Here is a 24,417-nt window from a genome sequence, read left to right as displayed (position 1 = left end):
TCCTACCCGCCCGAACGCATCGACGCGATGCTTTCCGCTGCGCCCCGAACCCGGTAGCTAGGGCGACATTGCCCCTGACTCGAGGCCCCATGACCGACCAGACCTATCCCGTTCCGTCGCACTGGGCGTCGCACGCCCGCATCGACGAGGCCGAGTACAAGCGGCTCTACGAACGCTCGGTCAGCGCGCCCGCCGCCTTCTGGATGGAACAGGCGGAGCGGCTCGACTGGACCCGCAAGCCGACGATCGCGGGCGACTGGTCGTTCGGAAAGAAGGACTTTCACATCAAATGGTTCGCCGACGGCGTGCTCAACGCCTCGGTCAACTGCATCGACCGGCACCTGGCGACGCGCGGCGATCAGATCGCGCTGATCTGGGAGCCGGACGAACCGTCCGAAGAGCCGCGCCGCTTCACCTATCGCGACCTCCATCGCGAAGTCTGCCGCTTCGCCAACGTGCTCAAGGCGCAGGGCGTCGCCAGGGGCGACCGCGTCACGATCTATCTGCCGATGATCCCGGAGGCCGCCTTCGCGGTGCTCGCCTGCGCGCGGATCGGCGCGGTGCATTCGGTGGTGTTCGGCGGCTTCTCGCCCGAGGCGCTGGCCGGGCGGATGGAGGATTGCGGGTCGCGCGTCGTCGTCACGGCCGACGAGGGGCGGCGCGGTGGCAAGCGCGTGCCGCTGAAGGCGAACGTCGACGCCGCCGCCGAGCGGGTCGCGATCGACCGCGTGATCGTGGTCCGCGCGACCGGCGCCGCCGTCCGGATGGGCGAGCGCGACTGCTGGTATGACGAGGCGGCGGCCGGTGTCGCCGACAATTGCCCGGCCGAGCCGATGGCGGCGGAAGACCCGCTGTTCCTGCTCTACACCTCCGGCTCCACCGGCCAGCCCAAGGGTGTGATGCACACCACGGCGGGCTATCTGCTGTGGGCCGCCTGCACGCACGAATGGTGTTTCGACTATCGTCCGGGAGACGTCTGGTGGTGCGCGGCCGACATCGGCTGGGTCACCGGCCACAGCTACATCCTCTACGGTCCGCTCGCCAACGGCGCGACGACGCTGATGTACGAGGGGCTGCCCAACTGGCCCGACGCCAGCCGGATCTGGCAGATCGTCGACCGGCATCAGGTCCACACCATCTTCACCGCCCCCACCGCGCTGCGCGCGCTGATGCGCGAGGGCGATGCGCCGGTGCAGGCGACGTCGCGCGCGAGCCTCAAGCTGCTCGGCACGGTCGGCGAGCCGATCAATCCCGAGGCATGGCGCTGGTATCACGACGTCGTCGGCGAGGGCCGCTGCCCGGTGATCGATACCTGGTGGCAGACCGAGACCGGCGGGGCGATGATCGCGCCCCTGCCCGGCGCGACCGCACTAAAGCCCGGCTCCGCGACCAAGCCGCTGTTCGGCGTCGTGCCGCAGATCGTCGATGCCGAGGGTGTGGTGCTGACCAAGGCGGCGGAGGGCAACCTCGTCATCAGCCAGAGCTGGCCCGGCCAGATGCGCGGCGTGTGGGGCGATCCGGAGCGGTTCTTCCAGACCTATTTCACGACCTATGAAGGCAAGTATTTCACCGGCGACGGCTGCCGCCGCGATGCCGACGGCTATTACTGGATCACCGGGCGGGTGGACGACGTCATCAACGTGTCGGGCCACCGGATGGGGACGGCGGAGGTCGAGTCGGCGCTGGTGCTCCACCCGCAGGTCGCCGAAGCCGCGGTGGTCGGGATGCCGCACGAGGTGAAGGGCCAGGGCATCTACGCCTATGTGACGACCAACGCGGGCGTCGAGCCGGACGAGGGCCTGCGCGGCGAGCTGAAGGCGTGGGTCCGCCAGCATATCGGCCCGATCGCCACCCCCGACGCGCTCCAGTTCGCGCCCGCGCTGCCGAAGACGCGGTCGGGCAAGATCATGCGGCGTATCCTCCGCAAGATCGCGGAGGGCGACACGGGGAACCTGGGCGACACCTCGACGCTGGCCGATCCGGCGGTGGTCGACGAGCTGGTGGCGAACCGGGTGGGTTGATGGGGTGCGCTACCCTCTCCCGCTTTCGCGGGAGAGGGGCGAACTTGGTGCCGCCCTTGCGGGGCCTAGTGGCGGCGGTGAGTGCCTTGACGCCGACCGCACGCAAAGGTCCTGCGTCGTGCCCTCACCCTGCCGCTGACGCGTCTGTCCCTCTCCCGCAAAAAGGCGGGAAAGGGCTAGTTGCCTACCCACGACGCCGTCGCCGCGCGCAGACGATCGGCCGTCGCCTTTCGCACCGAGATCTGCGCCACCGTGCGGCGACCGACATCGCGCGCGCCTTCGGGTAGCGAGCCGTTCACATAAGCCATGATCTTGCCCGGCATCGCGGGATCGTTGGACCCCTGCCCCAGCGACGGCACGAACCGCGCGCGCGAGCTTTCCTCGACGAAGCCGCTTACCTGGGCGGCATGGGCCACCGCCCAGTCGAAGGCGAGATCGGGATGGTTGTTGCCGATCGACCGCAACAGGCTCGCCTTTTGCGGCGTCGTCAGTCGGTCGGTGCCGAGCAGGTCCAGCGCGCGGCGCGTATTGCCCTCGTCGCGGGTCGAGCCGAGCAGCGACAGCAGCCGGTTCTTCGCGACCGGGCTGGTCTCCGCCATCGCCAGCGCCTGGAGCTGGTCCCACTCCGCCGCCGTCGCGTTGGCCGCGAAGGTCTCCAGGATCGGCTGCCGTATCGCGGCGGGGATCGCGGTGGGGTTCGACCGCATCGTCGCGACATAGGTGCGCGCCCGCGTCACCACCGCCGGGTCGCCGTTCTTGCCCAGGAACGAGATCAGCTCCTCTCGCAGCACCGTATCCGCCGGCGACTCACCCGCACGGGCGGCATAACCGAGGCGTTGGAGCACCGGCGACAACCGCGCGAGGTTGCGAACGCGCAGCGGCTCCGCCAGCGGGGTCCCCGCGTACAGCTTGCGAAGATAGCTCAACCCATCGGCTAGCACGTTCCATTCCCACGCGCTCGATCCCGCGCCGATCCGGTCCTGCAACGCGAACCAGCGCGACAGGTCCTGATACCCGCCCGCCGCCAACGCGAAATCGTCGCCCAATGTGCCGAGCCGGTCGTTCAGTGACAGACGCGGATAGTCGCGCACGATCGCGGCATGCGCGGGCTCGTCGTAGAGCGTCCGCAGGTAGCTGCCCTTCCCCACGTTGACGATCAGCGCGCCGCAGCCGGGCGTGCGGATCGGCATCGCCGCCGGGCCGGTGACGGTGACCGAGGTCGGTCGCGCGCCGACGGTGCCGGCGAGCAGCGGCACATGCCACGTCTGCGGCGCCTTCGACGCCTCGTCGAGACCGAAGCGGCCCTGCGTCAGGCTGGCCGTCGCCGTCCCGCCGACGCAGCGGACGTTCGTCACGCTGACCAGCGGCACTCCGCCCTGCAAGGTGAAATCGTGCGCCACCGTCGCGACCGGCCGTCCAGCCGCCGCCGCCAGTTCGGCCCACAGCTGATCGGTGACGGTGTTGCCGTATTTGTAGCGCGCCATGTAGCGGCGGATGCCGTCGCGGAAGCGATCGGGGCCGAGCGTCGCCTCCAGCATCCCGATCACCGCCTGCCCCTTGGCATAGGTGATGTTGTCGAAGGCGTCGCTGATCTGATCGACCGTCTCGACGTGGCGGACGATGGGGTGCGTCGCCGCCGTCGCGTCCAGCGTCAGCGCCTGCTCGCGCGCGCCGGCCACCGCCTGCGCGCTCGCCTGCCAGCCGGGATTGAGATCGGCGGCGCTCTTCGCTTCCATCCAGCTGGCGAAGCCTTCGTTCAGCCACAGGTCGTCCCACCACGCCATCGTGACGAGATCGCCGAACCATTGATGCGCCATCTCGTGCGCGACGACGGTGAAGATGCGCTGCCGCCCGCTCTCCGTCGTCCGCGCCGGATCGACCAGCAGTTCGTTTTCGAAATAGAAGATGGCGCCCCAATTCTCCATCGCGCCGAAGAACTGCGACGATCCGGGGCCGGCGATCATGTCGAGCTTGGGCAACGGATAGGGCTGCCCGAAATAGCTGTTGTAATAGGTCAGCAGCCGCTTCGCCTGCGCCAGCGCATAGTCACCCTGCGCCGACACGCCGCGCCGGGTGATGACGCCGATCTCGGTCTTGCCGGCCATTACGGTGCGGCGTTCCAGATCGCCCATGCCGAGGAACAGCAGGTAGCTGGACATCACCGGCGTCTCGCCGAACCGATACAGCTGCTTGCCGTCGGCGGTGGTCGCGACCGAGGTCGCGGGCATGTTGGAGAAGGCCAGCTGCCCCGCCGGCGCGATCGTCGCCAACTTGAACCGCGCCTTGAAGTCGGGCTCGTCCCACATCGGGGCGAAGCGGCGCGCGTCGGGCGCCTCGAACTGCGTCGCCAGCATCCGGCTCGGCGAGCCGTCGGCATTGTTGTAGTCGATCGCGAACAGCCCGGCGGCGGACGTGTTGATCTTGCCCGACCACCGCAGCGCCAGCGTGTGCCGACCGGCCGTGGTCGTGGTCGGCAGGGTCACGGTCAGCGTCTGCGCGTCCGTGTCCGCCCGCACCGTCGCGTTCGCCCCGTCGAACGTGGCGGCGGTGACGTCGAGATCGGCGGCGTTGAGCGTCAGGGTGCGGACCGGCTCGCGCACGTCGACCGCAATCGTCTCGCTGCCGGTGAAGGTCATCGCCTTCGCGTCGGGAATGACGGTGATGTCGTAGCTGACCGGCACCGCGCTGCGCGACAGCCGCCCCGTGTCGGGCGCGGTGGCGGCGGTGGTGGCGAGCAGCGCCAGCGCGGCGACGGAAAGCTTTTTCATGGCGACCTGTTCTTTTGCAAAGGGCGCTCATAGCCGCGCCCGCTGGACAGCGAAACCGGTTGCGCTACACAACCCAACCATGTCGCTTCCCGCCATCTTCGACCGCCTCGCGCTGCCCGTGATCGGCTCGCCCCTGTTCATCATTTCCGGTCCCGAGCTGGTGATCGCGCAATGCAAGGCGGGGATCGTCGGCTCGTTTCCGGCACTCAACGCGCGGCCGCAGACGCTGCTCGACGAGTGGCTGCACCGCATCACCGAAGAACTGGCGGCGCACAATCGCGACCACCCCGATCGCCCCGCCGCTCCCTTCGCGGTCAATCAGATCGTCCACAAGTCGAACGACCGGCTCGAAGCCGACCTCGCCACCTGCGCGAAGTGGCAGGTGCCGATCACCATCACCTCGCTGGGCGCGCGCGCGGAGCTGAACCAGGCGGTGCACGCCTGGGGCGGCATCACGCTCCACGACGTGATCGACGACCGTTTCTCGCGCAAGGCGATCGACAAGGGCGCGGACGGCCTGATCGCGGTCGCGGCGGGTGCCGGCGGCCATGCCGGGCGACTGTCGCCCTTCGCGCTGATCGGGGAGATCCGGCAGTGGTTCGACGGCCCGCTGGCGCTCTCGGGATCGATCGCGACCGGCGATGCGGTGCTGGCGGCGCAGGCGATGGGCGCCGACTTCGCCTATATCGGCTCGCCCTTCATCGCGACCGAGGAGGCGAACGCCGACCCCGCCTACAAGCAGGGCATCGTCGACGGCCGCGCGTCCGACATAGTCTATTCCAACCTCTTTACCGGCGTTCACGGCAATTACCTGCGTGGCTCGATCCAGGCGTCGGGGCTCGATCCCGACAACCTGCCCGAAGGCGACCTCAAGACGATGGACTTCGGCGGAGGCAACTCGGCCAAGCCCAAGGCGTGGCGCGACATCTGGGGCTCAGGCCAGGGCATCGGCGCGGTCGACCGGGTCGAGTCGGTGGCGGTCCGGGTCGGGCGGCTGAAACAGCAGTACGACGCCGCCAAGGCGCGGCTGGCGGCCTGAACCGTCGCTCCGGCACTGAAGCTACAAGCGCCTAGAACGAGAGCGCCAGTCGCTCCTGAAGCTCCCGCACCGGGCTATCGGATGGCGTGTCCCCCGCCTGCGCGGCGTCCAGCCGCGCGACGCGGCGATGCAGATCGGCGCTGGTCTCGATCAACCCGCGCGCGCGCCACGGCAGCACCTCGACCGTCGCGGCCTCGGAGACCGGCGCCTCGCCCAATCGGCGCGAGGGGTGCAACGCATCGCGCAACCGCAGCTCACCGGCGTCGATCGCCCGCTGCGTCAACAGCCACGCGATGACATGCATCAAACGGGTCGTGACCTTGAGCGACTCGCAAGAGAACCCGACCCGGTCCAACGGGTCCAGCGCCTCGCGCTCGGCCCGTCCCGACTCGTCGAAATACGCACGCGCCTCGTCGGCGAGCAGCATCGCCTCGACGTGCAGAGAGTCGACCAAACGACGGTGAAGGCGCGAGTCTCGGGCGGCGTCGGGCATCGGGCGTGCTTGCCATAGGCGCCCGGCCGCCGCCAGCGCCGCGCGCCGTCACCGCCGTCCCACGACGGGGCGTCAGGCGATGATGTCGGGGATCAGACTGCCTTCGAGCTGTGCGATCTCGTCCCGCAGCCGCAGCTTGCGCTTCTTCAGACGCGCGACCCGCAGCTGGTCGGGCAGGGCCTCAGACGCGAGCGCGTCGATCGCCGCGTCGAGGTCGCGATGTTCCTCCCTCGCGACCTCCAGCCGCCCTTTGACCTGCGCCTCGTCCATTGCCGTCCCCCCTGACTGCAAGCCGGCATAGCGGCGAAGGAGGAGGGCGCAACGGGTCGTCGCACCGGGCCGCTCGGTTGATCTCAGGCAACGAAATGTCACGCGACTTTCCGGCGCGCCGGTGATTTACTCCGTATCCCCAAAGCGAACCGGAGGTGCCGTTATGACGACGCATCAAGCAGCCCTGGAAACCAAGCACACCGCGCTCGATCGGCGCATCGCCGAGGAGTCCACGCGACCGCTGCCCGATGCTCAGGTGCTGGCCGGCCTGAAGAAACAGAAGCTGCGGCTGAAGGAGGAAATCTCGACGCTGTAGGAACGACGGCCCGGCGCGCTCAGCCGTGCCGGCCGGCCACGATCAGCGGCTTGGCATAGCCCGGCGTGCGCTTGCCGCCACCGACCGAGGTGCGCGCGCGGGAGGGGTCGATCGGATTGTCCAGCGCGATCCCCATCCGGCCATGCGCGCACCAGGCGACCCGCCCCGTCAACTCGCCCAATCCGCGCATCTCCAGTGTCGCGGCGGTGCCCGGTGCGACGCTGCGGTCCAGTTCGGCCATCAGACCACCTGCCGACAGGTTGCGAACGCGAACCTCATGCTCGCCGCGCACGCCGTCGAGCGACAGACGCGCGGACAGGAACAGACTGTCGCGCTTGCGCTGCCGCTTGCCACCGTCGCCGGACACCGTGTCGGGCGTCTCGTCGACCGGGCCGAACTGAACGCGATCGATTCCGTCCATCACCAATCCGTTGCGATCTACCGCGCACGACCCTGCACCGGAAAATCTTATCGAAGCGTTAAGGACGCGCGCGGCGTCAATCCTCGCGGCTGACCTTTTCGTGCCGCTCGTGGCGCTCCTGCGCCTCGATGCTCATCGTCGCGATCGGCCGCGCCTCCAGCCGCCCGAGGCTGATCGGCTCGCCGCTCACCTCGCAATAGCCGTACTCGCCCTCGTCGATGCGGCGCAACGCCGCGTCGATCTTGGAGATCAGCTTGCGCTGCCGATCGCGCGTCCGCAGCTCGATCGACCAGTCCGTCTCGCTCGATGCGCGGTCGGTCAGATCGGCCTCGCGCAGCGAGTCGATCTGCAGCTGCGACAGCGTGTCCTGCGACTCGCGCAGCATCGCCTCTTTCCACTGCTCCAGTTTAGTGCGGAAATAGGCCTGTTGACGCAGGCTCATAAACGGCTCGTCGGCGGTCGGCCGATAAGTCGGTGCAGCATCGTTGGCCGCTGCAAGATCCGCCCTGGTATCCACGCGCTGAAACACGGTAGCCATGACCACTCTCCCTCGCGGCCTGCCGACACGATGACGCCGTGTCGGTCGGGCCGCCCCCATGGCGCGCGCCTATAGTCAGGTGCGCCAACCCCGACAAGAAGGGGTGGCGCGATCGAGGCGCTTGGGGCGCGAGTGTCACTTCCGGGCATCACCGACCGCTTCTTTGCGACATGAAAGCGTCCCGCGCTGGCACGTTAAGCGAAGTGTTCGGGGCGCCGGATGCCCGTCGCGCCCGTTCGGCGTCAGTATCGTGGTTAACGCGCTTGAACTTAACTTCCCGTTTTGCACTGTCGTTGTAGCAGTCCCGCGACTTGAGCGACTTCCGCGAGGAATTCGACCGGGGCGCCAACAGGGAAGATTGGGTTATGTCCGTTCGGATGGCTTTGGCGAAACTATGCGCCTGCGCGTGCGGCGGCGCCGTGATCGGCGGCGGCGCGGTCCACGTCGCCGAGCGTCCTCGCAAGGCTGTGGTGCACCGGGCCATCACGCATCGCGTCGTCCGCCGCCAGGTCGCGCGCGTGCAGCCGCGCCGCCGGATCGTGACCACGACCACCACGGCCAGTTGCCCGCCGGCGGTCGTCACGGTCGCCAGCGCCCCGCCCCTGCCGATCGGCCAGGGCTTTTCCGGCGGTGGCGGCGGGGGCGTGCCGGTCGTCGTCGGGGGCAGCGGCGGCTTTTTCGGCGGCGGTGGCTTCGGCGGCGGGTTCGGCGGCGGCTTCGGCGGCAGCGGCGGGTCGTCGGGCAGCATCGTCGTGTCCTCGACGTCCAGCGGCAACGCGGTCGTCGATGTTCGGAACAGCAACGACAACTCGTCGAACAACCAGAACAACAGCGCCAGCAACAGCAACGCGAACAATACGAACAACAATTCGAACCAGCAGTCGCAAGGCCAGAATCAGAACCAGAACCAGAACCAGAACCAGAACCAAAATCAGAACGAAAACCAGAACCAGAACGGCGGCGGCACGCCCGGTAAGCCGGACAAGCCGGGCGACCACGGTTCGTCGGGTTACGGCTCGTCCAGCCAGGGCTGGTCGTCGACCGGCGGCTGGTCGTCGAACGGGTCGTCGAGCACCAGCAGCACGGGCGGGAGCAGCGGCGCGTCGGGCAGTTCGTCGTCCAGCTCGTCCTCGTCCTCGTCCTCGTCCAGCTCGTCGAGCAGTTCGGGCGGCCCGCCCGGCTCGTCCGGTGGACCGCCGACCCCCGTGCCCGCGCCGCCGATGGTCTTGCTGTTCGGCGCCGCCGCCGCCGCGCTGGTCGCGCGCAAGCGGCTCGCCAGGGATCGCGTGCCCGCCTGATCCCAAGCAGGTCGGCACGCGGAGGCCCGCCGTTCGGGGGAACGGCGGGCCTTTTCATCTCCGACCCAAGGGTCAGTCCGCCGCGAGCAGCGCCTTTTCGATGTCCGGGATCGTGTGCCCGGTCAGATCCTTCGCCAGCTCGCCGGTCAGCCGCGCCTCCACCTCCTTGTGGTAATGCTTGCGGAGTTCGCCCAGCGTCTTGGGTGGGGCGACGATGATAAGCCGCTCGAACCCGTTGGCGAGCGCGCGCTTCTTCAGCATCTCGGCCGCGTCGGCGGCGAAGCGGTCTTCCTCCAGCTGATGGAAGTCGGTCGGCTCCACCGAGCTGCCGGAATGGCCGTGACGGCCGCCCCCGCCGGTCGACGACGCCCGGCCCGCCGCGTCGGTCGCCTGATCGCGGGTCGCGGGGTTGGACTGTTCCTCCGCCCTTTCCACCTTCAGATCGAGCGCCTGCGCGTCGCCGTCGTTGCGGAGGAACAGCAGCTTGCGCCCGTCGGCGACCAGCACATAGGTGTCGTGCGGAACCTGCATGGGGGCGTTCTCCTTCGTTGTTGGTCTTGAGGGTAACGCGCCCGATCCCGTCAGGGTTGCGCCCCCGGAGGGTGCCCGCCATAGCCCCTGCCCCATGCATGACATCCGCCTGATCCGCGACGACCCCGCCGCCTTCGACGCCGCGCTCGCCCGGCGTGGGGTGGAGTCGCAGTCGGCGGCGCTGCTCGCGCTCGACGGGCGGCGGCGGCAAACCATCGCCGAGGCGCAGGCGGCGCAGGCCCGGCGCAACGAGCTGTCCAAGGCGATCGGCCAGGCAAAGGCCCGCAAGGACGAGGCATCGGCGGCTGATCTGATGGCTGAGGTCGCCGTGTTGAAGGAGCGGCTGCCCGCGCTGGAGGCAAACGAACAGAGCCTTGAAGCGACGCTCGACACGGCGCTTGCGGCGATCCCCAACCTGCCGCTGCCCGACGTGCCGAAGGGTGCCGACGAGAACGACAACGAGCTGGTCCACGAGCGCGGGCGCCCCCCGGTGTTCGATTTCACGATCAGGGAGCACGACGCGATCGGCCCGCCGCTCGGACTCGATTTCGAAACCGGGGTGGCGATCGCCGGCACCCGCTTCACGCTGGTGCGCGGGCATGCGGCACGGCTGAACCGCGCGCTGGGACAGTTCGGGCTGGACGTGCTGACGCGCGATCACGGCTATGAGGAAGTGGTGCCGCCGTTGCTCGTGCGCGATGCCGCGATGTTCGGCACCGGCCAGCTGCCCAAGTTCGAAGAGGATCTCTTCAAGACGACCGATGGCCGCTACCTGATCCCGACCTCCGAGGTCAGCCTGACCAACATCGTCCGCGAGAAGATCCTCGCCGCCGCCGACCTGCCGCTGCGCTTCACCGCGCTGACGCCGTGCTTCCGCTCCGAAGCGGGCGCGGCCGGACGCGACACGCGCGGCTTCATCCGCCAGCATCAGTTCGAGAAGGCGGAGATGGTCTCGATCGTCACGCCCGACCAGTCGGAGGCCGAACACGAGCGGATGACCGCCGTCGCCGAGGACGTGCTGACGCGACTGGAGCTGCCGTTCCGCCGCATGAAGCTGTGCACCGGCGACATGGGCTTCTCCGCCGCGCGCACGTACGACCTGGAGGTCTGGTTGCCGGGGCAGGACCGGTATCGCGAGATTTCGAGCTGCTCGACCTGCACCGATTTTCAGGCGCGCCGCATGAACGCGCGCTATCGGCCGGAGGGCGAGAAGGGGACGCGCTTCGTCCATACGCTCAACGGTTCCGGGCTGGTGGTCGGGCGGATGCTGGTGGCGGTGCTGGAAAACTACCAGCAGGCGGACGGCTCGGTCGCGGTGCCGACGGTGCTGCAGCCCTATCTGGGCGGGTTGAACCGGCTGGAGCCGCGCGGCTGAGGGAGAAGCGGGCATGCGTCTGGTGATCGTGGCAGTGACGGCGGCGACGCTCACGGGGTGCATCCCCAGCCTGGACGACGGCGCGCGCGACTATCCGCCGCCCCGCGCACAGGGATATCCGCAGCGCGATGAGCCGCCGCCGCCCGAGCCCGACTACGTCCCGCAGCGCGGCGACGAGGGCGTCAGCGCCCTGCCCGCGCCGCCGCCCGCCTGGGTCGCGCGCCCGGTCGTCGCCGACGCGCCCGAGGTGCCCGCCTCGACCTGGACCGTCGCACCCGGCGATACGCTGACCCGCATCGCCGCGCAGACCGGCGCGGGCGTCGACGCCATCGCGCGCGCGAACGACCTGGAGCAGCCCTACACGGTCAGGGTCGGTGATCGACTGGAGATCCCCGGCGGCCGCTATCATCTGGTCAAGGTCGGCGAGACCGGCATTGCGATCGCGCGCGCCTATGCCACGCCGTGGCGCCGCATCGTCGAGGCGAACGGGCTGGTCGAACCCTTCATTCTCCGCACCGGACAGCGCGTGCTGGTCCCCGGCGAAGCGGCGACGGGCGCCGTACCGAGCAGCGCCGCGCAGCGGGCCGCCGCCTTCCGGCTGGATATCGACGACATCCTGACCGGCGGCGAGCCTGCGATCGCGACCAACGCGCGGCCCTCGCGCCCCGCCGCCGGCCCGACCCGCGTGCTGCCCGCCACCGCCGTCGTCGCCTCGCCGGTACGCTTCGCCGGCGGCGGCTTCGCCTGGCCCGCCGAGGGCCGCCTCATCAGCCGCTTCGGACCCGGCCAGAGCGGCGAGCGGCAGAACGGCATCACCATCGCCGTCCCCGCCAACACCCCCGTCCACGCCGCCGCCGACGGCGTCGTCGCCTATGTCGGCAGCGCGATCCCGTCGCTCGGCGGCCTCGTCATCCTGAAGCACGGCAGCAACTGGACCACCGTGTACGGCTATAACAGCCGCCTGCTGGTCCAGCGCGGCCAGGCGGTGAAGCGCGGCCAGACTATCGCCCTCGCCGGCGAGACCGGCAGCGTCGACCGCCCCGCCGTCCATTTCGAACTCCGCCGCGGCCGCGTGCCGGTGAACCCCGAGGACCAGCTGCCCCGGCGCTGACTCTCGTCATCGCGGGCACCGTTCGTTACACGCGCGCCATGACCTATCAGTCCGACCTGCTCCGCCTGCTCGACGAGCGCGGCTACATCCATCAGGTGACCGACGCCGCCGCGCTGGACGCATTGGCCGCGCGGCAGGTCGTGCCCGCCTATATAGGCTTCGACCCGACCGCCCCGTCGCTCCACGTCGGCAGCCTGGTCCAGATCATGCTGCTCCGCCGGCTCCAGCAGGCCGGGCACAAGCCGATCGTGCTGATGGGCGGCGGCACCGGCAAGGTCGGCGACCCGAGCTTCAAGGATGAGGCGCGCAAGCTGGCGAACGACGACACGATCGCCGCCAACATCGCCTCGATCCGTACCGTATTCGCGCGCTTCCTGCGGTTCGGGGACGGGCCGAGCGACGCGGTGATGCTCGACAATGCCGAGTGGCTCGACGCGCTGGAATACATCCCGTTCCTGCGCGATGTCGGCCAGCATTTCTCCGTCAACCGGATGCTCAGCTTCGACTCGGTCAAGCTGCGTCTCGACCGCGAACAGTCGTTGAGCTTCCTCGAGTTCAACTACATGATCCTCCAGGCGTACGACTTCCTGGAGCTGTCGCGCCGCGCCGGGTGCCGGTTGCAGCTGGGCGGGTCCGACCAGTGGGGCAATATCGTCAACGGCATTGAGCTGTCGCGGCGGATGGACGGGACGGAGGTCTATGGCGTCACCACGCCGCTCATCACCACCGCGGACGGCGGCAAGATGGGCAAGACGATGGCCGGCGCGGTGTGGCTGAACGAGGATCAGCTGTCGCATTACGATTACTGGCAGTTCTGGCGGAACACCGACGATCGGGACGTCGGCCGCTTCCTGCGGCTGTTCACCGACGTACCGCTGGACGGGATCGCACGGCTGGAGAAGCTGGCGGGGGCGGAGATCAACGCGGCCAAGGTCGTGCTCGCCGACGCCGCCACCGCGATGTGCCGGGGCGACGAGGCGGCGCGGGTGGCGGCGGAGACGGCGCGGCGGACCTTCGATGAGGGTGGCGCCGGCGCGGCGCTGCCGACCTTCGATATACCGGACGACACGATCGGGATCGTCGACGCGCTGGTGTTGGCCGGGCTCGCCGCGTCGAAGGGCGAGGCGCGCCGCAAGTTGGGCGAAGGCGCGGTGCGGGTCGACGACGCCGTCGTCGCGGACGGGCATGTCGTCGCGCTGTCGCCGGGCGGTTCGACCAAAGTCGGCCTCGGCAAGAAGAAGCACGCGCTGCTGCGCCGTAGGTAACACACGCGAAACCATCTTCCTTCGCACCCGGCAAAGCTCTGGCGCCTAGTTTCGGGTCAACCAGCAGCAGGGAGCTTGGGTGTGGCGGCAAGCGCGCTGAGATGGACGACGGAGGAGCGCAGCGAGGCACGGGATCCGGTGCACCATCGCACCCGTGCCACGCGGCCGGACGGGAAAGTGGTCTCGCTGGTCGTCGTCAACACCTCGCCCGGCGGGCTGATGGCGCGGTGCGACACCGCGTGCAACGAGGGTGACCGGCTCCGCATCGAGCTACCCGGCGTCGGCCAGCTCCCGGTCGAGGTGCGCTGGTCGCTGGGCGGCCGGATCGGCTGCCGCGTGCCGTCGCCGATGCGGCTGGAAGACTATTACGCGATGCTGAGCGCGATGCGGCGTTAGCCACCCCTGAGCAGCTGAACGCCCGCGTCTTGATCGAACAGATACAACGCCGTCCGCGCCGCTTCCCCGCGCGAACCCTCCAGACCGCCGTCGCGTTCGATCAGCAGGCGGGCGTCGTCATGAGCGCAGGCGAGCAGGTCGGCGAGCTGATCGGGCGGCACCAGCCGGAACCCCGCCTCCCCCGACTGCCGTGTCCCCAGCCACTCGCCGCCGCCCCGCAGGCGCAGATCCTCCTCGGCGATGCGGAAGCCGTCGTTGCTCTCGCGCAGCAGCGCGAGGCGCGCGCGCGACGTCTCGCTCAACGCCGAGCCGCGCAGCAGCAGGCAGGTCGAGACGCCCCCGCCCCGCCCCACCCGCCCGCGCAGCTGGTGGAGCTGAGCGAGGCCGAAGCGGTCGGCATGTTCGATCACGATCAGGGTGGCGTTGGGCACGTCGACACCGACCTCGATCACCGTCGTCGCGACCAGCACGGCGGTGCGCGCGGCGGCGAAATCGGCCATCGCCGCGTCCTTCTCCTCCGGGCGCATCCGCCCGTGGACCAGCCCCACTCGCTCGCCGAAGCGTCGCCGCAGCGCCTCCGCGCGCGCCTCGGCGGCGGCCATGTCGGAGCGCTCGCTCTCCTCGACCAGCGGGCAGACCCAATAGGCTTGCTTCCCGTCCGCCAGATGCCGGCCGAGCGCGTTGACGATCTCGTCCAGTCGCTCGTCGGAGACCACCCGCGTCTCGATCGGCTGGCGGCCCGGCGGCATTTCGTCGAGGCGGCTGACGTCCATCTCGCCATATTGCGCGAGGGTCAGCGTGCGCGGGATCGGCGTCGCGGTCATCGCCAGCAGATGCGGCGACCGCCCCTTCGCCTGCAACAACAGCCGCTCGGCGACGCCGAAGCGATGCTGCTCGTCGACGACCACCAGCCCCAGGTCGCGATAGCTCACCGCCTCCTGAAAGATCGCGTGCGTGCCGACCAGGATGTCGATCGACCCGTCCGCCAGCCCCATCAGCGTCGCCTCGCGCGCGCGGCCCTTGTCGCGGCCGGTCAGCACCGCGACCTCGACCGGCAGCCCGGATAGCTGGCGCTTCAGCGTCTCGCCATGCTGCCGCGCCAGGATCTCGGTCGGCGCCAGCAGCGCGCCCTGCGCGCCTGCCTCGACCGCAATCAACAGCGCCATCGCCGCGACCAGCGTCTTGCCCGAGCCGACGTCGCCCTGGAGCAGCCGCAGCATCGGCGCCGCCTGCGCCAGATCGCCCTCGACCTCGCGCACCGTCCGCGCCTGCGCGCCCGTCATCGCGTAGGGCAGCTTGAGCAGGTCGCGCAGCCGCCCGTCGCCGGCCAGCGCCCGTCCCTTGCGCGCGCGGGTCGAGGCGCGGACCAGCGCGGTCGCGACCTGGTTGGCGAACACCTCGTCATAGCCGAGCCGCGCCCGCGCCACCGCATCGGCGGGGTCGGCATGGACGCGGGTCAGCGCCTCCTTCCAATCGGGCCAGCCACGCCGGTCCTTCAACCCGGCGTCGATCCACTCCGGCAGATCGGGCGCCCGCGCGATCGCCTGTTCGGCGAGTCCGGCGAGCTTGCGCGAGGTCATCCCCTCGGTCAGCGGATAGATCGCCTCGCGCTCGCGCACCGGCCCGTCCGCCTCGCCCAGCTCGGGATGGACGATCTGCAGTTCCTGGCCATATTGATCGAGCCGCCCCGACACGCGGATCGCCTCGCCCAGCGGCAACAGCTTCTTCACATAGCCCGACGATCCGCCGAAATAGGTCAGGCTGACGTAATTGCCGTGCCGGTCGGTCGCGAGCACACGGCTCGGTCCGCGCGGCGAGCGGCTGATGCGGTGCTCGGTGGGCGTGACGGTGATCGCGATCGTACGGCCGACATCCGCCTGCATCAGCTCGTCGCGCGGCAGTCGGTCGATCCAGCCGGTGGGCAGGTGAAAGAGCAGGTCGACGACGCGCGTCAGCTTCAGCCGTTCCAGCGCCTTGGCGACCGCCGGACCGACCCCGGTCAACGCACTCGCCTCCGCGAACAATGGATTGAGGATGTCGGGCCGCATGACTATCTGGCTGTAGCCGCGCCGACCTGTTCCGAACAGGCCGGCCAATCGCCGTTGGACCAAGGCCCGCAAGGGCGTTTCTGCAAGGCTGTCATGGATCGAGAGTATCGCCTTAAGCGCCTGCGCTTCCGCGCCTGGCACCGCGGCACCCGCGAGGCCGATCTGATGATCGGCGGCTTCTTCGACGCGCATGGCGAACGCTGGAACGAGGCGGAACTCGCCTGGTTCGAAGCGCTGATCGAGGAACAGGACGTGGATATCATGGCCTGGGCGCTGGGGACGCAGACTTGCCCGGAGCGCTGGGAAGGCGATGCGATGCAGGCGATGCGGCGGATGGACTTCGTGACCGTGCCGTAAGGATCTTCGTCGTCCGGCCTTGAGCCGGGAACCCGCTTCTTCTCCCGCGCCGACAGGGCAGCGGGACCCCGGCTAAAGGCCGGGGTGACGAAAGTGCCCATGCCCGACCTCAAGACCATGCTCGCCGCCAAACAGCCCCTGACGCTGGCGGGTGCGCCCACCGGCTTCCTGCCGTCGCTGCTCGCCGACCTCGCGCGTGCCGCCGCGCAGAAGCAGGGTGGGCGCGCCGTGTTCGTCGCGCCCGACGACGCTGCGATGCGCGCGATCGCCGCCACCGCGCCGTATTTCGCGCCCGAGCTGGAAGTCGTCACCTTTCCCGCCTGGGACTGCCTGCCCTACGACCGCGCCTCACCCAGCTTGCGCGTCATGGCCGAGCGGATCGCCGCGATGCATCGCCTCCAGGAGAAGCGTGACCGGCCGCAGCTGGTAGTCACCACCGCCAACGCCGCGACGCAACGCGTCCTGACCCCGTTCCGCATCCGGCAGCTCGTGGCGACGCTCAGCCCCGGCGAACGGATCAGCCGCGACCGGCTCGCCGTGCTGCTTCAGGCCAACGGCTATGTCCGCACCGATACCGTCCACGATCACGGCGAATATGCGGTGCGCGGCGGCATCGTCGACCTGTTCCCGTCGGGCGAGGAACAGGCGCTGCGACTCGACTTCTTTGGCGACGAGATCGAGACCGTCCGCAGCTTCGACCCCGCCGACCAGCGCACCACCGGGCGGCTGGAGCGATTCACGCTGCTGCCCGCGTCGGAGGCGCTGCTCGACGAGGAGTCGATCAAGCGCTTTCGCAGCCATTATCGCGAACGCTTCGGCGCCACGGCCACCGGCGACCCGCTGTATCAGGCGATCAGCGAGGGCCGACGGCTCGCGGGCATGGAGCATTGGCTGCCCTTGTTCGAAGAGAAGCTGACGACGCTGTTCGATCATCTTGGCCCGATCGAAAACGGTGCGATCGTCGTCCGCGACGGCGGTATCCCGGCGGCGGTCGAGCAGCGGTTCGAGGCGATCGCCGACTATTGGGAGAACCGCCGCCGCGCCGAAGCGGCCGAGTCGGGCAGCTATCGTCCGCTGCCCAAGGATGCGCTCTATCTCACCCCCGACGAATGGTCCGCCGCGACAGCGGCCGCGCGCGCCCACCTCGCGACGCCGTTCCACGAGCCGGAGAGTGGCACCGTCATCGACTTCGGCGTCGATGGCCCCCGCGACTTCGCGCCCGAACGCGGCAGCGGCGCGAACATCTACGAAGCGGTGTCGGAGCACGTCGCCAAGGAACAGCGCGGCGGCCGCAAGGTAGTCCTCGCCAGCTACTCGATCGGCGCGCGCGAGCGGCTGCACGGGCTGCTGAAGGACCATGGCCTCGCCGGCAAGCTGGTCGATACCTGGCAACAGGCGCTCGGGACGGCGGGCGCGGCGCTGGTGGTGCTCGGCCTCGACCACGGCTTCACCGCGCCCGGCGTCGCGGTCCTCACCGAGCAGGACATGCTCGGCGACCGGCTGATCCGGCGGCAGAAGCGGCGCAAGTCCGCCGATGCGTTCCTCGCCGAGCTGGCGACGCTGTCGCAGGGCGACCTGGTCGTTCACGCGGACCACGGCATCGGCCGCTACGAAGGGCTGACCTCGATCCCGGTCGGCCAGAGCCCCCATGATTGCGTGGCGCTCAGCTATGCCGGTGGCGACAAGCTCTACGTGCCGGTCGAGAACCTCGAGGTGCTCTCCCGCTACGGCTCGGGCGAGGACGGCACCGCGCTCGACCGACTGGGCGGCGAGGCGTGGCAGCGGCGCAAGAGCCGCATGAAGGAGCGTATCCGCGAGATCGCGGGTGAACTGATCGCCACCGCCGCCGAACGCGCGCTCCACGCCGGCGACGTGCTGGAACCCGACGCCAGCGGCTATCCGAGCTTCGTCGATCGTTTCCCCTACGAGGAAACCGAGGACCAGGATCGCGCCATCGGGGAGGTCATCGAGGATCTGGGCGCGGGCAAGCCGATGGACCGGCTGGTCGTCGGCGACGTCGGTTTCGGCAAGACCGAGGTCGCGCTGCGCGCCGCGTTCGTCGCCGCGATGGCGGGCAAGCAGGTGGCGGTGGTCTGTCCGACGACGCTGCTCGCGCGCCAGCATTTCAACAATTTCAAGGCGCGGTTCGAGGGCTTTCCGATCGAGATCGGCCGCCTCTCCCGCCTCGTCACCGCCAAGGAGGCGGCGCAGACGCGAGGCGCGCTGGCGGACGGCACGATCGACGTGGTGGTCGGCACCCATGCGGTGCTGGCGAAGAACATCGACTTCAAGCGGCTGGGGCTCGTGGTCGTCGACGAGGAACAGCGCTTCGGCGTCACCCACAAGGAGCGGCTGAAGTCGTTGCGCGCCGACGTCCACGTCCTGACGCTGACCGCGACGCCGATCCCGCGCACGTTGCAGATGGCGATGAGCGGCATCCGCGAGCTGTCGGTGATCCAGACCCCGCCGGTCGATCGACTCGCGGTCAGGACTTATGTCATGCCGTGGGACCCGGTGGTGCTGCGCGAGGCGCTGCTGCGCGAGCATTATCGCGGCGGCCAGAGCTTCTTCGTCACGCCGCGCATCGCCGACCTGCCCGATATCGAGGAGTTCCTCCGCACCGAAGTGCCCGAGGTCCGCTACGTCGTCGCGCACGGCCAGATGAGCCCGACCGAGGTTGAGGAGCGGATGTCCGCCTTTTACGACCGCAAGTTCGAGGTGCTGATCTCGACCACCATCGTCGAGAGCGGGCTCGACATCCCGTCCGCCAACACGATGATCGTCAACCGCGCCGACCGCTTCGGCCTCGCCCAGCTCTATCAGCTGCGCGGCCGCGTCGGCCGGTCGAAGACCCGCGCCTATGCCTATATGGTGACGCCACCCGAGCGGCAGATGACCGTCACGGCGGAGAAGCGGCTGAAGGTGCTGAGCGACCTCGACTCGCTCGGTGCGGGGTTCCAGCTCGCCAGCCACGATCTCGACATTCGCGGCGCCGGCAACCTGCTGGGCGACGAGCAGTCGGGACATATCAAGGAGGTCGGCTTCGAACTCTACCAGTCGATGCTGGAGGAGGCGATCATGGAAGCCAAGGCCGGCGGCATGGCGCAGCGCCCGCGCGACTTCTCGCCGCAGATCACCGTCGACGCCGCGATCCTGATCCCGGAGGATTACGTCCCCGACCTCGACCTCAGGATGGGGCTGTACCGTCGCCTCAACGACCTCGACGTAGCGCAGGACGTGGAGGCGTTCGCCGCCGAGATGATCGACCGCTTCGGCCCGCTGCCCGACGCGACCGACAACCTGATCCGGGTCATCGAGATCAAGCTCAACGCCAAGCGCGCCTGCATCAGCAAGATGGACGTCGGCGCCAAGGGCGTCGTCGTGACCTTCCGCGACAACAAGCCGCCCAACGTCGACGCGCTGCTCGCCTATACCGAGCGGCTGGCCCCGGCGGCGAAGATCAGGCCGGACGCGAAGTTCGTCCTCACCCGCGCCTGGCCGGATGCCAAGGCCCGGCTGCACGGCGCGTTGCAGCTGGCGAAGGGGCTGGCGAAGACGGCGGGCTAGCGGCTCAGCTCGAATGATCCGCGACGATCCGCCACCCCGCCGGGCGGCGTTCCCACACCAGCGAGGTCAGGCCGCTCTCTTCCTTCGCCCCGCCGGTCAGCGTCCATCGCGCGATCAGCAGCTGCTGCGCGGGGCCGAGCGTCCGGAACGCGACCGGCTGGAAGCTCAACCGCCCGCGCGTGTTGCCCCCGCCGGCGAAGCTCGCGCGATAGCGGTCGGCGATCGCCGCCTTGCCGCGCACCACGCCGTCGCGCGTGACGTAGGTCGCGTCGTCGGCATAGACCGCGACGAACCGCTCCAGGCTGCCGGCGTTCCACCCCGCCGCACTCGCGGTCATCGCCGCCATGACCTGCGCCTGCGCGCCCGACAGCGCGGGGTCGGGGGCCGGCGTCGCGGCGACGAGCGCCGGTAGCAGCAACAGCGCGCGCATCATGCCTCCATCAGCCTCGCGAGTGCCGCGCCGTCGAGCGGCGGCGCGCACAGGAACCCCTGATAGTGCGTCGCCCCGGCCTCGGCCAGCACCGCGCGGTGCGCCTCGCTCTCCACCCCCTCGGCGATGACGCCCAACCCGAGTTCGCGCGCCATCGCGATGACGTGGCGCACCACCACCTGCTCGCGCGGCGTGCCGAGCATGTCGCCCGCCAGCCCGCCGTCGATCTTGAGATAATCGAGCGGCAGCGCCTTCAGATAGGCGATGCTGGAATAGCCGCTGCCGAAATCGTCGAGCGCCACCCGCACGCCCGCCGCGCGCAGCCGCGCCAGCCGCGCCGCCGCCGCGTCCAGATCGGCGATCAGCTCGTGCTCGGTCACCTCCACCGTCAGCCGCGCCGGGGCGATGCCGTGCGCCGCCGCGCGCCCGAGCAGCTCGTCGGCGACATCGGCGCGCGCCAGGTCGGACGCGGTCACGTTCAGCGCCACGTCGAGGTGCGCCAGCGACGCCGGCCACCGCTCCACCGCCGCCAGCGACGCCGCATGGATGTGCCGCGACAGCGCCGGCAGCAGCGCCGCGCGCGTCGCCGCCGCGAACAGCTTCGCCGCCCCCAGCTCGCCCAGCCGCGCATGCCGCCATCGCGCCAGCACCTCGACGCCGCTGATCTCGCCGGTCGCGATCGTCACCTGCGGCTGATAGCGCAGCTCGATCTCGCCCCCGTCGATCGCCGCGCGCAGATCGTCGGCGAGGCGGCGGCGCGGAGCGAGCGGGGCGACGGAGCGGGCCATGCCGCCGTTCCTACCCCAGCCGCCGCGCCCACGCCACGCCGTCCGGATCGCCAAGCCTTGTCGCAATGGGACACAGCGCTTAGCTGAGAAGCTATGGCGTCCTCCCCCTCCCCGTCGCTGGTCGACGCACACGGGCGCACGATCCGCTATCTTCGCATCTCGGTCACCGATCGCTGCGACCTGCGCTGCCGCTATTGCATGGCGGAGAAGATGACCTTCCTGCCGCGCTCGGCGCTGCTCCAGCTGGAGGAGATCGCGGTCATCGCCGAGCGCTTCATCGCGCGCGGGGTCACGAAGATCAGGCTGTCGGGGGGTGAGCCGCTGGTCAGGCGCGACGTCGGCGAGCTGGTGACGCGGCTGGGTCGGCACGTCGGCGCCGGGCTCGACGAGCTGACCATGACCACCAACGGCACGCGGCTGGCGGAGCACGCGCCCGCGCTGTTCGCCGCCGGCATCCGGCGCGTGAACGTCAGCCTCGACAGCCTCGACGCCGACCGCTTCCGCCACATCACGCGCCACGGCGACCTGACCCAGGTGCTCGGCGGCATCGCGGCGGCAAAGGCGGCGGGGCTGGCGGTCAAGATCAACACCGTCGCGCTCGCCGGGCTCAACGAGGACGAGATCCCCGCGATCCTGCGCTGGTGCGTCGCCGAGCGCCACGACCTGTCGCTGATCGAGACCATGCCGTTGGGTGCGATCGACGAGGACCGCGTCGATCGCTTCGTGCCGCTGACCCGCGTCTTCGAGCGGCTGGAGCGCGAGTTCGACCTGGCCCGCGACGGACACCGCACCGGCGGGCCGGCGCGCTATTGGCGCGTCGACGGCAGCGGCACACGCCTCGGCCTCATCTCGCCGCTGACCGCCAATTTCTGCGACGGCTGCAATCGGGTGCGGCTGACCACGGAGGGCAAGCTCTACGCCTGTCTCGGCCATGACGATCAGGTCGACCTGAAGGCGGCGTTGCGCGACGGCGGCCTGTCGGCGCTCGACGACGCGATCGACGAGGCGCTGCGGATCAAGCCACGCCGTCACGACTTCTCGATCGAACGCGGCGCCACTCCCGCCGTGGCGCGCCACATGAGCGTCACCGGCGGATGATCGCCGCATGACGGACTATTCGCGGCGAGCGCTGGTCGCCTCGCCTACGCCCCAGGCGCGCGAGGCTGCTGCGGCGCTCGCGGACGCCTGGGAGTGGTCGCCGGTCGACGAGGCCGATGTCGTCATCGCGCTCGGCGGCGACGGCTTCATGCTCCAGACGCTGCATGCGATGCTGGAGCGGCGTCAGCTCGCGGTCCCCGTGTTCGGCATGAACCTCGGCACGGTCGGCTTCCTGATGAACGAATATCGCGCGCATGGCCTCGACGAGCGGCTTGCGCGCGCCAAGCCGTTCCGCGTCGCGCCGCTGCAGATGACCGCGACCGGCGTCGACGGCCGCGTCCACACGCTGCCCGCGATCAACGAAGTGTCGCTGCTGCGCGAAACGCGCCAGACCGCGAAGCTGGAGGTGTCGATCAACGACCGCGTCGTGATGCCCGAGCTTGCCTGCGACGGCATTCTCGCGGCGACGCCGGCCGGTTCGACCGCCTATAATCTGTCGGCGCAGGGGCCGATCCTGCCGCTCGGCTCCGCGCTGATCGCGCTGACCCCGATCAGCCCCTTTCGCCCGCGTCGCTGGCGCGGGGCGATCCTGCCGGACAAGACGCGGGTCGATCTGCGCGTGCTCGACCCGGCGAAGCGGCCGGTGTCGGCGGTGGCGGACCAGCGCGAGGTGCGCGATGTCGCGGCCGTCGCGATCGCCCTCGACCGGGCACGCGAGCTGACGCTGCTGTTCGATCCCGAACACGCGTTGGACGATCGGATCACGATGGAGCAGTTTGCGGCGTAGCGCCCGTCCGACGACGCGGCCTTGCCGCCGCGCCGCACCGCCCCAACAGGGGCTTGAATCCCCATTCCACCCGCGTATAGAGCGCGCTTGCGTGAACGGTCCCTGATAGCTCAGCGGTAGAGTAGGTGACTGTTAATCACTTGGTCGTTGGTTCGAATCCAACTCAGGGAGCCATTCGCGCAAAGATGCCGGTCACAGCGCATGACTGAGCCATCGCTTCGGCAAGCCACCGGCATCATCGGCATCGACACACGCGGTGCGGGGCTGCACGAGGTCACCGATCGCGTGAGCGAGTGGGTCCGGCGACAGGGCATGACCGAGGGTCTGCTCACCATCTTCTGCCGTCACACCAGCGCCTCGCTCGCGATCCAGGAAAACGCCGCGCCCGCCGTCCGCCGCGACCTGCAACGCTGGATCGAGCGCATCGCGCCCGAGAGCGACGGCTACGAGCACGACGACGAGGGTCCCGACGACATGCCCGCGCATCTGCGCGCGGTGCTGACCGGAATCCACCTGTCGATCCCCGTCGCCGACGGCGTGCCGCTGCTCGGCACCTGGCAGGGCATCTACCTGTGGGAGCATCGTCGCCGCTCGCATCGCCGCGAGCTGGCGCTGCATCTGCTGGGAGCGTGACGGGCCCGAGCAGCCACGCCGGTGAAGTGATTGAATGTCGGTAGTTTTTCGTCGCTGAAACAAACCCGTTCATCGCACGTTCCATTTGCACTGGCTAAACGCGAGTCATCGCGGCATCCGGCCGGGTAGTGGAGAACACCATGTCCATCTTTTCTGGGCGCAAGCTGATGCTCGCGACCGCCGCGTCCGCCACGCTGCTGCTCGGCGCGTGCATGTCGGAAACGACCTATCATCCGTCGACCGGACGCGGCTTCAACGCCACCGGCTTCAGCGAGCGGCAGGTGGAGCAGAACCGCTTCCTCGTCACGTTCGCGGGCAACAGTTCGACACCCCGTGACACCGTCGAACGCTATCTGCTGTTCCGCGCCGCCGAGATCACGCTGCAGAGCGGCGGCGACTATTTCGTCATGGCCAATCGCGACACCGACCTGCAGTCGCGCACCTACACGACGCCGGGGATCGGCGGCGGCTGGGGCTATGGTGGATTCGGTGGCGGTTATTGGGGCCCGTCGTGGCGTTATTACGGGCGCGGCTTCGGTCGTGGCTTCGGCTGGAGCCCGTGGTATGGCGGTGGCTTCGGCGCGTTCAACGATTTCGATATCCAGACCGTCCAGCGCTACGAGGCGACGGCGGAAATCGTGATCGGCCGTGGTCCCATCCCCCGCGACAACATCCGCGCCTTCGACGCGCATCAGGTGACGCAGCGGATCGGGCCGACGGTGGTGCTGCCGGGCCAGGACCAGCGGCGGTAGGGCACGCCCTGCCCGTCTCCGGACGGCGTCTATCGACAAAATGGCGAGGGCAGCAGACGCTGTCCTCGCCATTTCAGTTTGCGGCATCTCGGCCGCAAGCCGCGGCTCGGCTGCC

The 24,417-nt window shown here is 69.6% G+C and carries 24 protein-coding genes and 1 tRNA gene; 14 read left to right on the top strand and 11 right to left on the bottom strand.

Going from position 1 to position 24,417, the window contains the following annotated elements; all coding sequences use genetic code 11:
• Positions 1–89: 89 nt before the first annotated feature.
• The gene (acs, locus tag ACOFKS_RS04545; RefSeq protein ID WP_419808060.1) at positions 90–2,021 is read left to right on the top strand and encodes an acetate--CoA ligase; all 1,932 of its coding nucleotides are present in this window, start codon (positions 90–92) and stop codon (positions 2,019–2,021) included.
• A gap of 176 nt (positions 2,022–2,197) precedes the next feature.
• Here acs and ACOFKS_RS04540 read toward each other — a convergent pair whose 3' ends face one another.
• Complete coding sequence (locus ACOFKS_RS04540) at positions 2,198–4,789, bottom strand: M1 family metallopeptidase (RefSeq protein WP_419808059.1); 2,592 nt, start codon at positions 4,787–4,789, stop codon at positions 2,198–2,200.
• Between the two features lie 79 nt (positions 4,790–4,868).
• Here ACOFKS_RS04540 and ACOFKS_RS04535 point away from each other — a divergent pair, with 79 nt between their 5' ends.
• Positions 4,869–5,828: an NAD(P)H-dependent flavin oxidoreductase gene (locus tag ACOFKS_RS04535; protein WP_419808058.1), complete on the top strand. Its 960-nt coding sequence runs from the start codon at positions 4,869–4,871 to the stop codon at positions 5,826–5,828.
• 31 nt (positions 5,829–5,859) lie between these two features.
• On the opposite strand, the gene ACOFKS_RS04530 is transcribed toward ACOFKS_RS04535, so the two are convergent.
• Positions 5,860–6,321, bottom strand: coding sequence for a DUF1465 family protein (locus ACOFKS_RS04530; RefSeq protein ID WP_419808057.1), 462 nt, complete (start codon positions 6,319–6,321; stop codon positions 5,860–5,862).
• Positions 6,322–6,393: 72 nt separating this feature from the next.
• Positions 6,394–6,591, bottom strand: coding sequence for a YdcH family protein (locus ACOFKS_RS04525; RefSeq protein ID WP_419808056.1), 198 nt, complete (start codon positions 6,589–6,591; stop codon positions 6,394–6,396).
• A 163-nt stretch (positions 6,592–6,754) separates the two neighbouring features.
• On the opposite strand from ACOFKS_RS04525, the gene ACOFKS_RS04520 reads away from it, so the two are divergent.
• Positions 6,755–6,907, top strand: coding sequence for a YdcH family protein (locus ACOFKS_RS04520; RefSeq protein WP_419808055.1), 153 nt, complete (start codon positions 6,755–6,757; stop codon positions 6,905–6,907).
• A gap of 19 nt (positions 6,908–6,926) precedes the next feature.
• Here the strand turns inward: ACOFKS_RS04520 and ACOFKS_RS04515 are convergent, their stop codons facing one another.
• From ACOFKS_RS04515 to ACOFKS_RS04495, 5 genes are all read right to left on the bottom strand, one after another.
• Positions 6,927–7,328, bottom strand: coding sequence for a PilZ domain-containing protein (locus tag ACOFKS_RS04515; protein ID WP_419808054.1), 402 nt, complete (start codon positions 7,326–7,328; stop codon positions 6,927–6,929).
• A gap of 76 nt (positions 7,329–7,404) precedes the next feature.
• Complete coding sequence (dksA, locus tag ACOFKS_RS04510; protein WP_419808053.1) at positions 7,405–7,866, bottom strand: RNA polymerase-binding protein DksA; 462 nt, start codon at positions 7,864–7,866, stop codon at positions 7,405–7,407.
• 392 nt (positions 7,867–8,258) lie between these two features.
• Positions 8,259–8,864, bottom strand: coding sequence for a hypothetical protein (locus ACOFKS_RS04505; RefSeq protein ID WP_419808052.1), 606 nt, complete (start codon positions 8,862–8,864; stop codon positions 8,259–8,261).
• An 11-nt stretch (positions 8,865–8,875) separates the two neighbouring features.
• Entirely contained in the window at positions 8,876–9,133 is a 258-nt protein-coding gene (locus tag ACOFKS_RS04500) for a hypothetical protein (RefSeq protein ID WP_419808051.1), read from the bottom strand.
• A 103-nt stretch (positions 9,134–9,236) separates the two neighbouring features.
• Positions 9,237–9,695, bottom strand: coding sequence for a host attachment family protein (locus tag ACOFKS_RS04495; RefSeq protein WP_419808050.1), 459 nt, complete (start codon positions 9,693–9,695; stop codon positions 9,237–9,239).
• 94 nt (positions 9,696–9,789) lie between these two features.
• Here ACOFKS_RS04495 and serS point away from each other — a divergent pair, with 94 nt between their 5' ends.
• The 4 genes from serS (at position 9,790) to ACOFKS_RS04475 (ending at position 13,842) form a co-directional block, all read left to right on the top strand.
• Entirely contained in the window at positions 9,790–11,070 is a 1,281-nt protein-coding gene (serS, locus tag ACOFKS_RS04490) for a serine--tRNA ligase (protein ID WP_419808049.1), read from the top strand.
• Between the two features lie 13 nt (positions 11,071–11,083).
• Positions 11,084–12,181: a peptidoglycan DD-metalloendopeptidase family protein gene (locus ACOFKS_RS04485; RefSeq protein ID WP_419808048.1), complete on the top strand. Its 1,098-nt coding sequence runs from the start codon at positions 11,084–11,086 to the stop codon at positions 12,179–12,181.
• 38 nt (positions 12,182–12,219) lie between these two features.
• Positions 12,220–13,446 (top strand): tyrosine--tRNA ligase, encoded by a 1,227-nt coding sequence (gene tyrS, locus ACOFKS_RS04480; RefSeq protein WP_419808047.1) that lies wholly within the window; start codon positions 12,220–12,222, stop codon positions 13,444–13,446.
• A gap of 81 nt (positions 13,447–13,527) precedes the next feature.
• Positions 13,528–13,842 carry a PilZ domain-containing protein gene (locus tag ACOFKS_RS04475; RefSeq protein ID WP_419808046.1) on the top strand — a complete coding sequence of 105 codons (315 nt, stop codon included), beginning with the start codon at positions 13,528–13,530 and terminating at the stop codon, positions 13,840–13,842.
• Here ACOFKS_RS04475 and recG read toward each other — a convergent pair.
• Positions 13,839–15,890, bottom strand: a complete 2,052-nt coding sequence (gene recG / locus ACOFKS_RS04470; RefSeq protein WP_419808045.1) for an ATP-dependent DNA helicase RecG — start codon at positions 15,888–15,890, stop codon at positions 13,839–13,841. The genes ACOFKS_RS04475 and recG overlap by 4 nt on opposite strands.
• A gap of 93 nt (positions 15,891–15,983) precedes the next feature.
• Between recG and ACOFKS_RS04465 the strand changes: the two genes are divergently transcribed.
• Positions 15,984–16,247, top strand: coding sequence for a succinate dehydrogenase assembly factor 2 (locus ACOFKS_RS04465; RefSeq protein WP_419808044.1), 264 nt, complete (start codon positions 15,984–15,986; stop codon positions 16,245–16,247).
• 99 nt (positions 16,248–16,346) lie between these two features.
• The gene (gene mfd / locus ACOFKS_RS04460; RefSeq protein ID WP_419808043.1) at positions 16,347–19,814 is read left to right on the top strand and encodes a transcription-repair coupling factor; all 3,468 of its coding nucleotides are present in this window, start codon (positions 16,347–16,349) and stop codon (positions 19,812–19,814) included.
• A gap of 4 nt (positions 19,815–19,818) precedes the next feature.
• On the opposite strand, the gene ACOFKS_RS04455 is transcribed toward mfd, so the two are convergent.
• Both ACOFKS_RS04455 and ACOFKS_RS04450 read right to left on the bottom strand, forming a co-directional pair.
• A complete protein-coding gene (locus ACOFKS_RS04455; RefSeq protein WP_419808042.1) occupies positions 19,819–20,244 on the bottom strand; it encodes a YybH family protein in 426 nt (141 codons plus the stop codon).
• The gene (locus ACOFKS_RS04450) at positions 20,244–21,032 is read right to left on the bottom strand and encodes an EAL domain-containing protein (protein WP_419808041.1); all 789 of its coding nucleotides are present in this window, start codon (positions 21,030–21,032) and stop codon (positions 20,244–20,246) included. Before ACOFKS_RS04450 ends, ACOFKS_RS04455 begins: the two co-directional genes overlap by 1 nt.
• A 93-nt stretch (positions 21,033–21,125) precedes the next feature.
• On the opposite strand from ACOFKS_RS04450, the gene moaA reads away from it, so the two are divergent.
• The 5 genes from moaA (at position 21,126) to ACOFKS_RS04425 (ending at position 24,302) form a co-directional block, all read left to right on the top strand.
• Entirely contained in the window at positions 21,126–22,130 is a 1,005-nt protein-coding gene (moaA, locus tag ACOFKS_RS04445; RefSeq protein WP_419808040.1) for a GTP 3',8-cyclase MoaA, read from the top strand.
• A 7-nt stretch (positions 22,131–22,137) separates the two neighbouring features.
• Complete coding sequence (locus ACOFKS_RS04440) at positions 22,138–22,917, top strand: NAD kinase (protein ID WP_419808039.1); 780 nt, start codon at positions 22,138–22,140, stop codon at positions 22,915–22,917.
• Positions 22,918–23,016: 99 nt separating this feature from the next.
• Positions 23,017–23,091: transfer RNA gene (locus tag ACOFKS_RS04435), tRNA-Asn, on the top strand.
• A gap of 27 nt (positions 23,092–23,118) precedes the next feature.
• Positions 23,119–23,550, top strand: a complete 432-nt coding sequence (locus ACOFKS_RS04430) for a secondary thiamine-phosphate synthase enzyme YjbQ (RefSeq protein WP_419808038.1) — start codon at positions 23,119–23,121, stop codon at positions 23,548–23,550.
• A gap of 140 nt (positions 23,551–23,690) precedes the next feature.
• Positions 23,691–24,302 (top strand): CC0125/CC1285 family lipoprotein, encoded by a 612-nt coding sequence (locus ACOFKS_RS04425; protein WP_419808037.1) that lies wholly within the window; start codon positions 23,691–23,693, stop codon positions 24,300–24,302.
• The last annotated feature ends 115 nt before the right edge of the window (positions 24,303–24,417 follow it).

Source organism: Sphingomonas sp. (assembly GCF_965200135.1).
Lineage (GTDB): Bacteria > Pseudomonadota > Alphaproteobacteria > Sphingomonadales > Sphingomonadaceae > Sphingomonas.
Note: the sequence above shows the minus strand (reverse complement) of the source record. Positions and strands in the feature narration are given on the sequence as shown.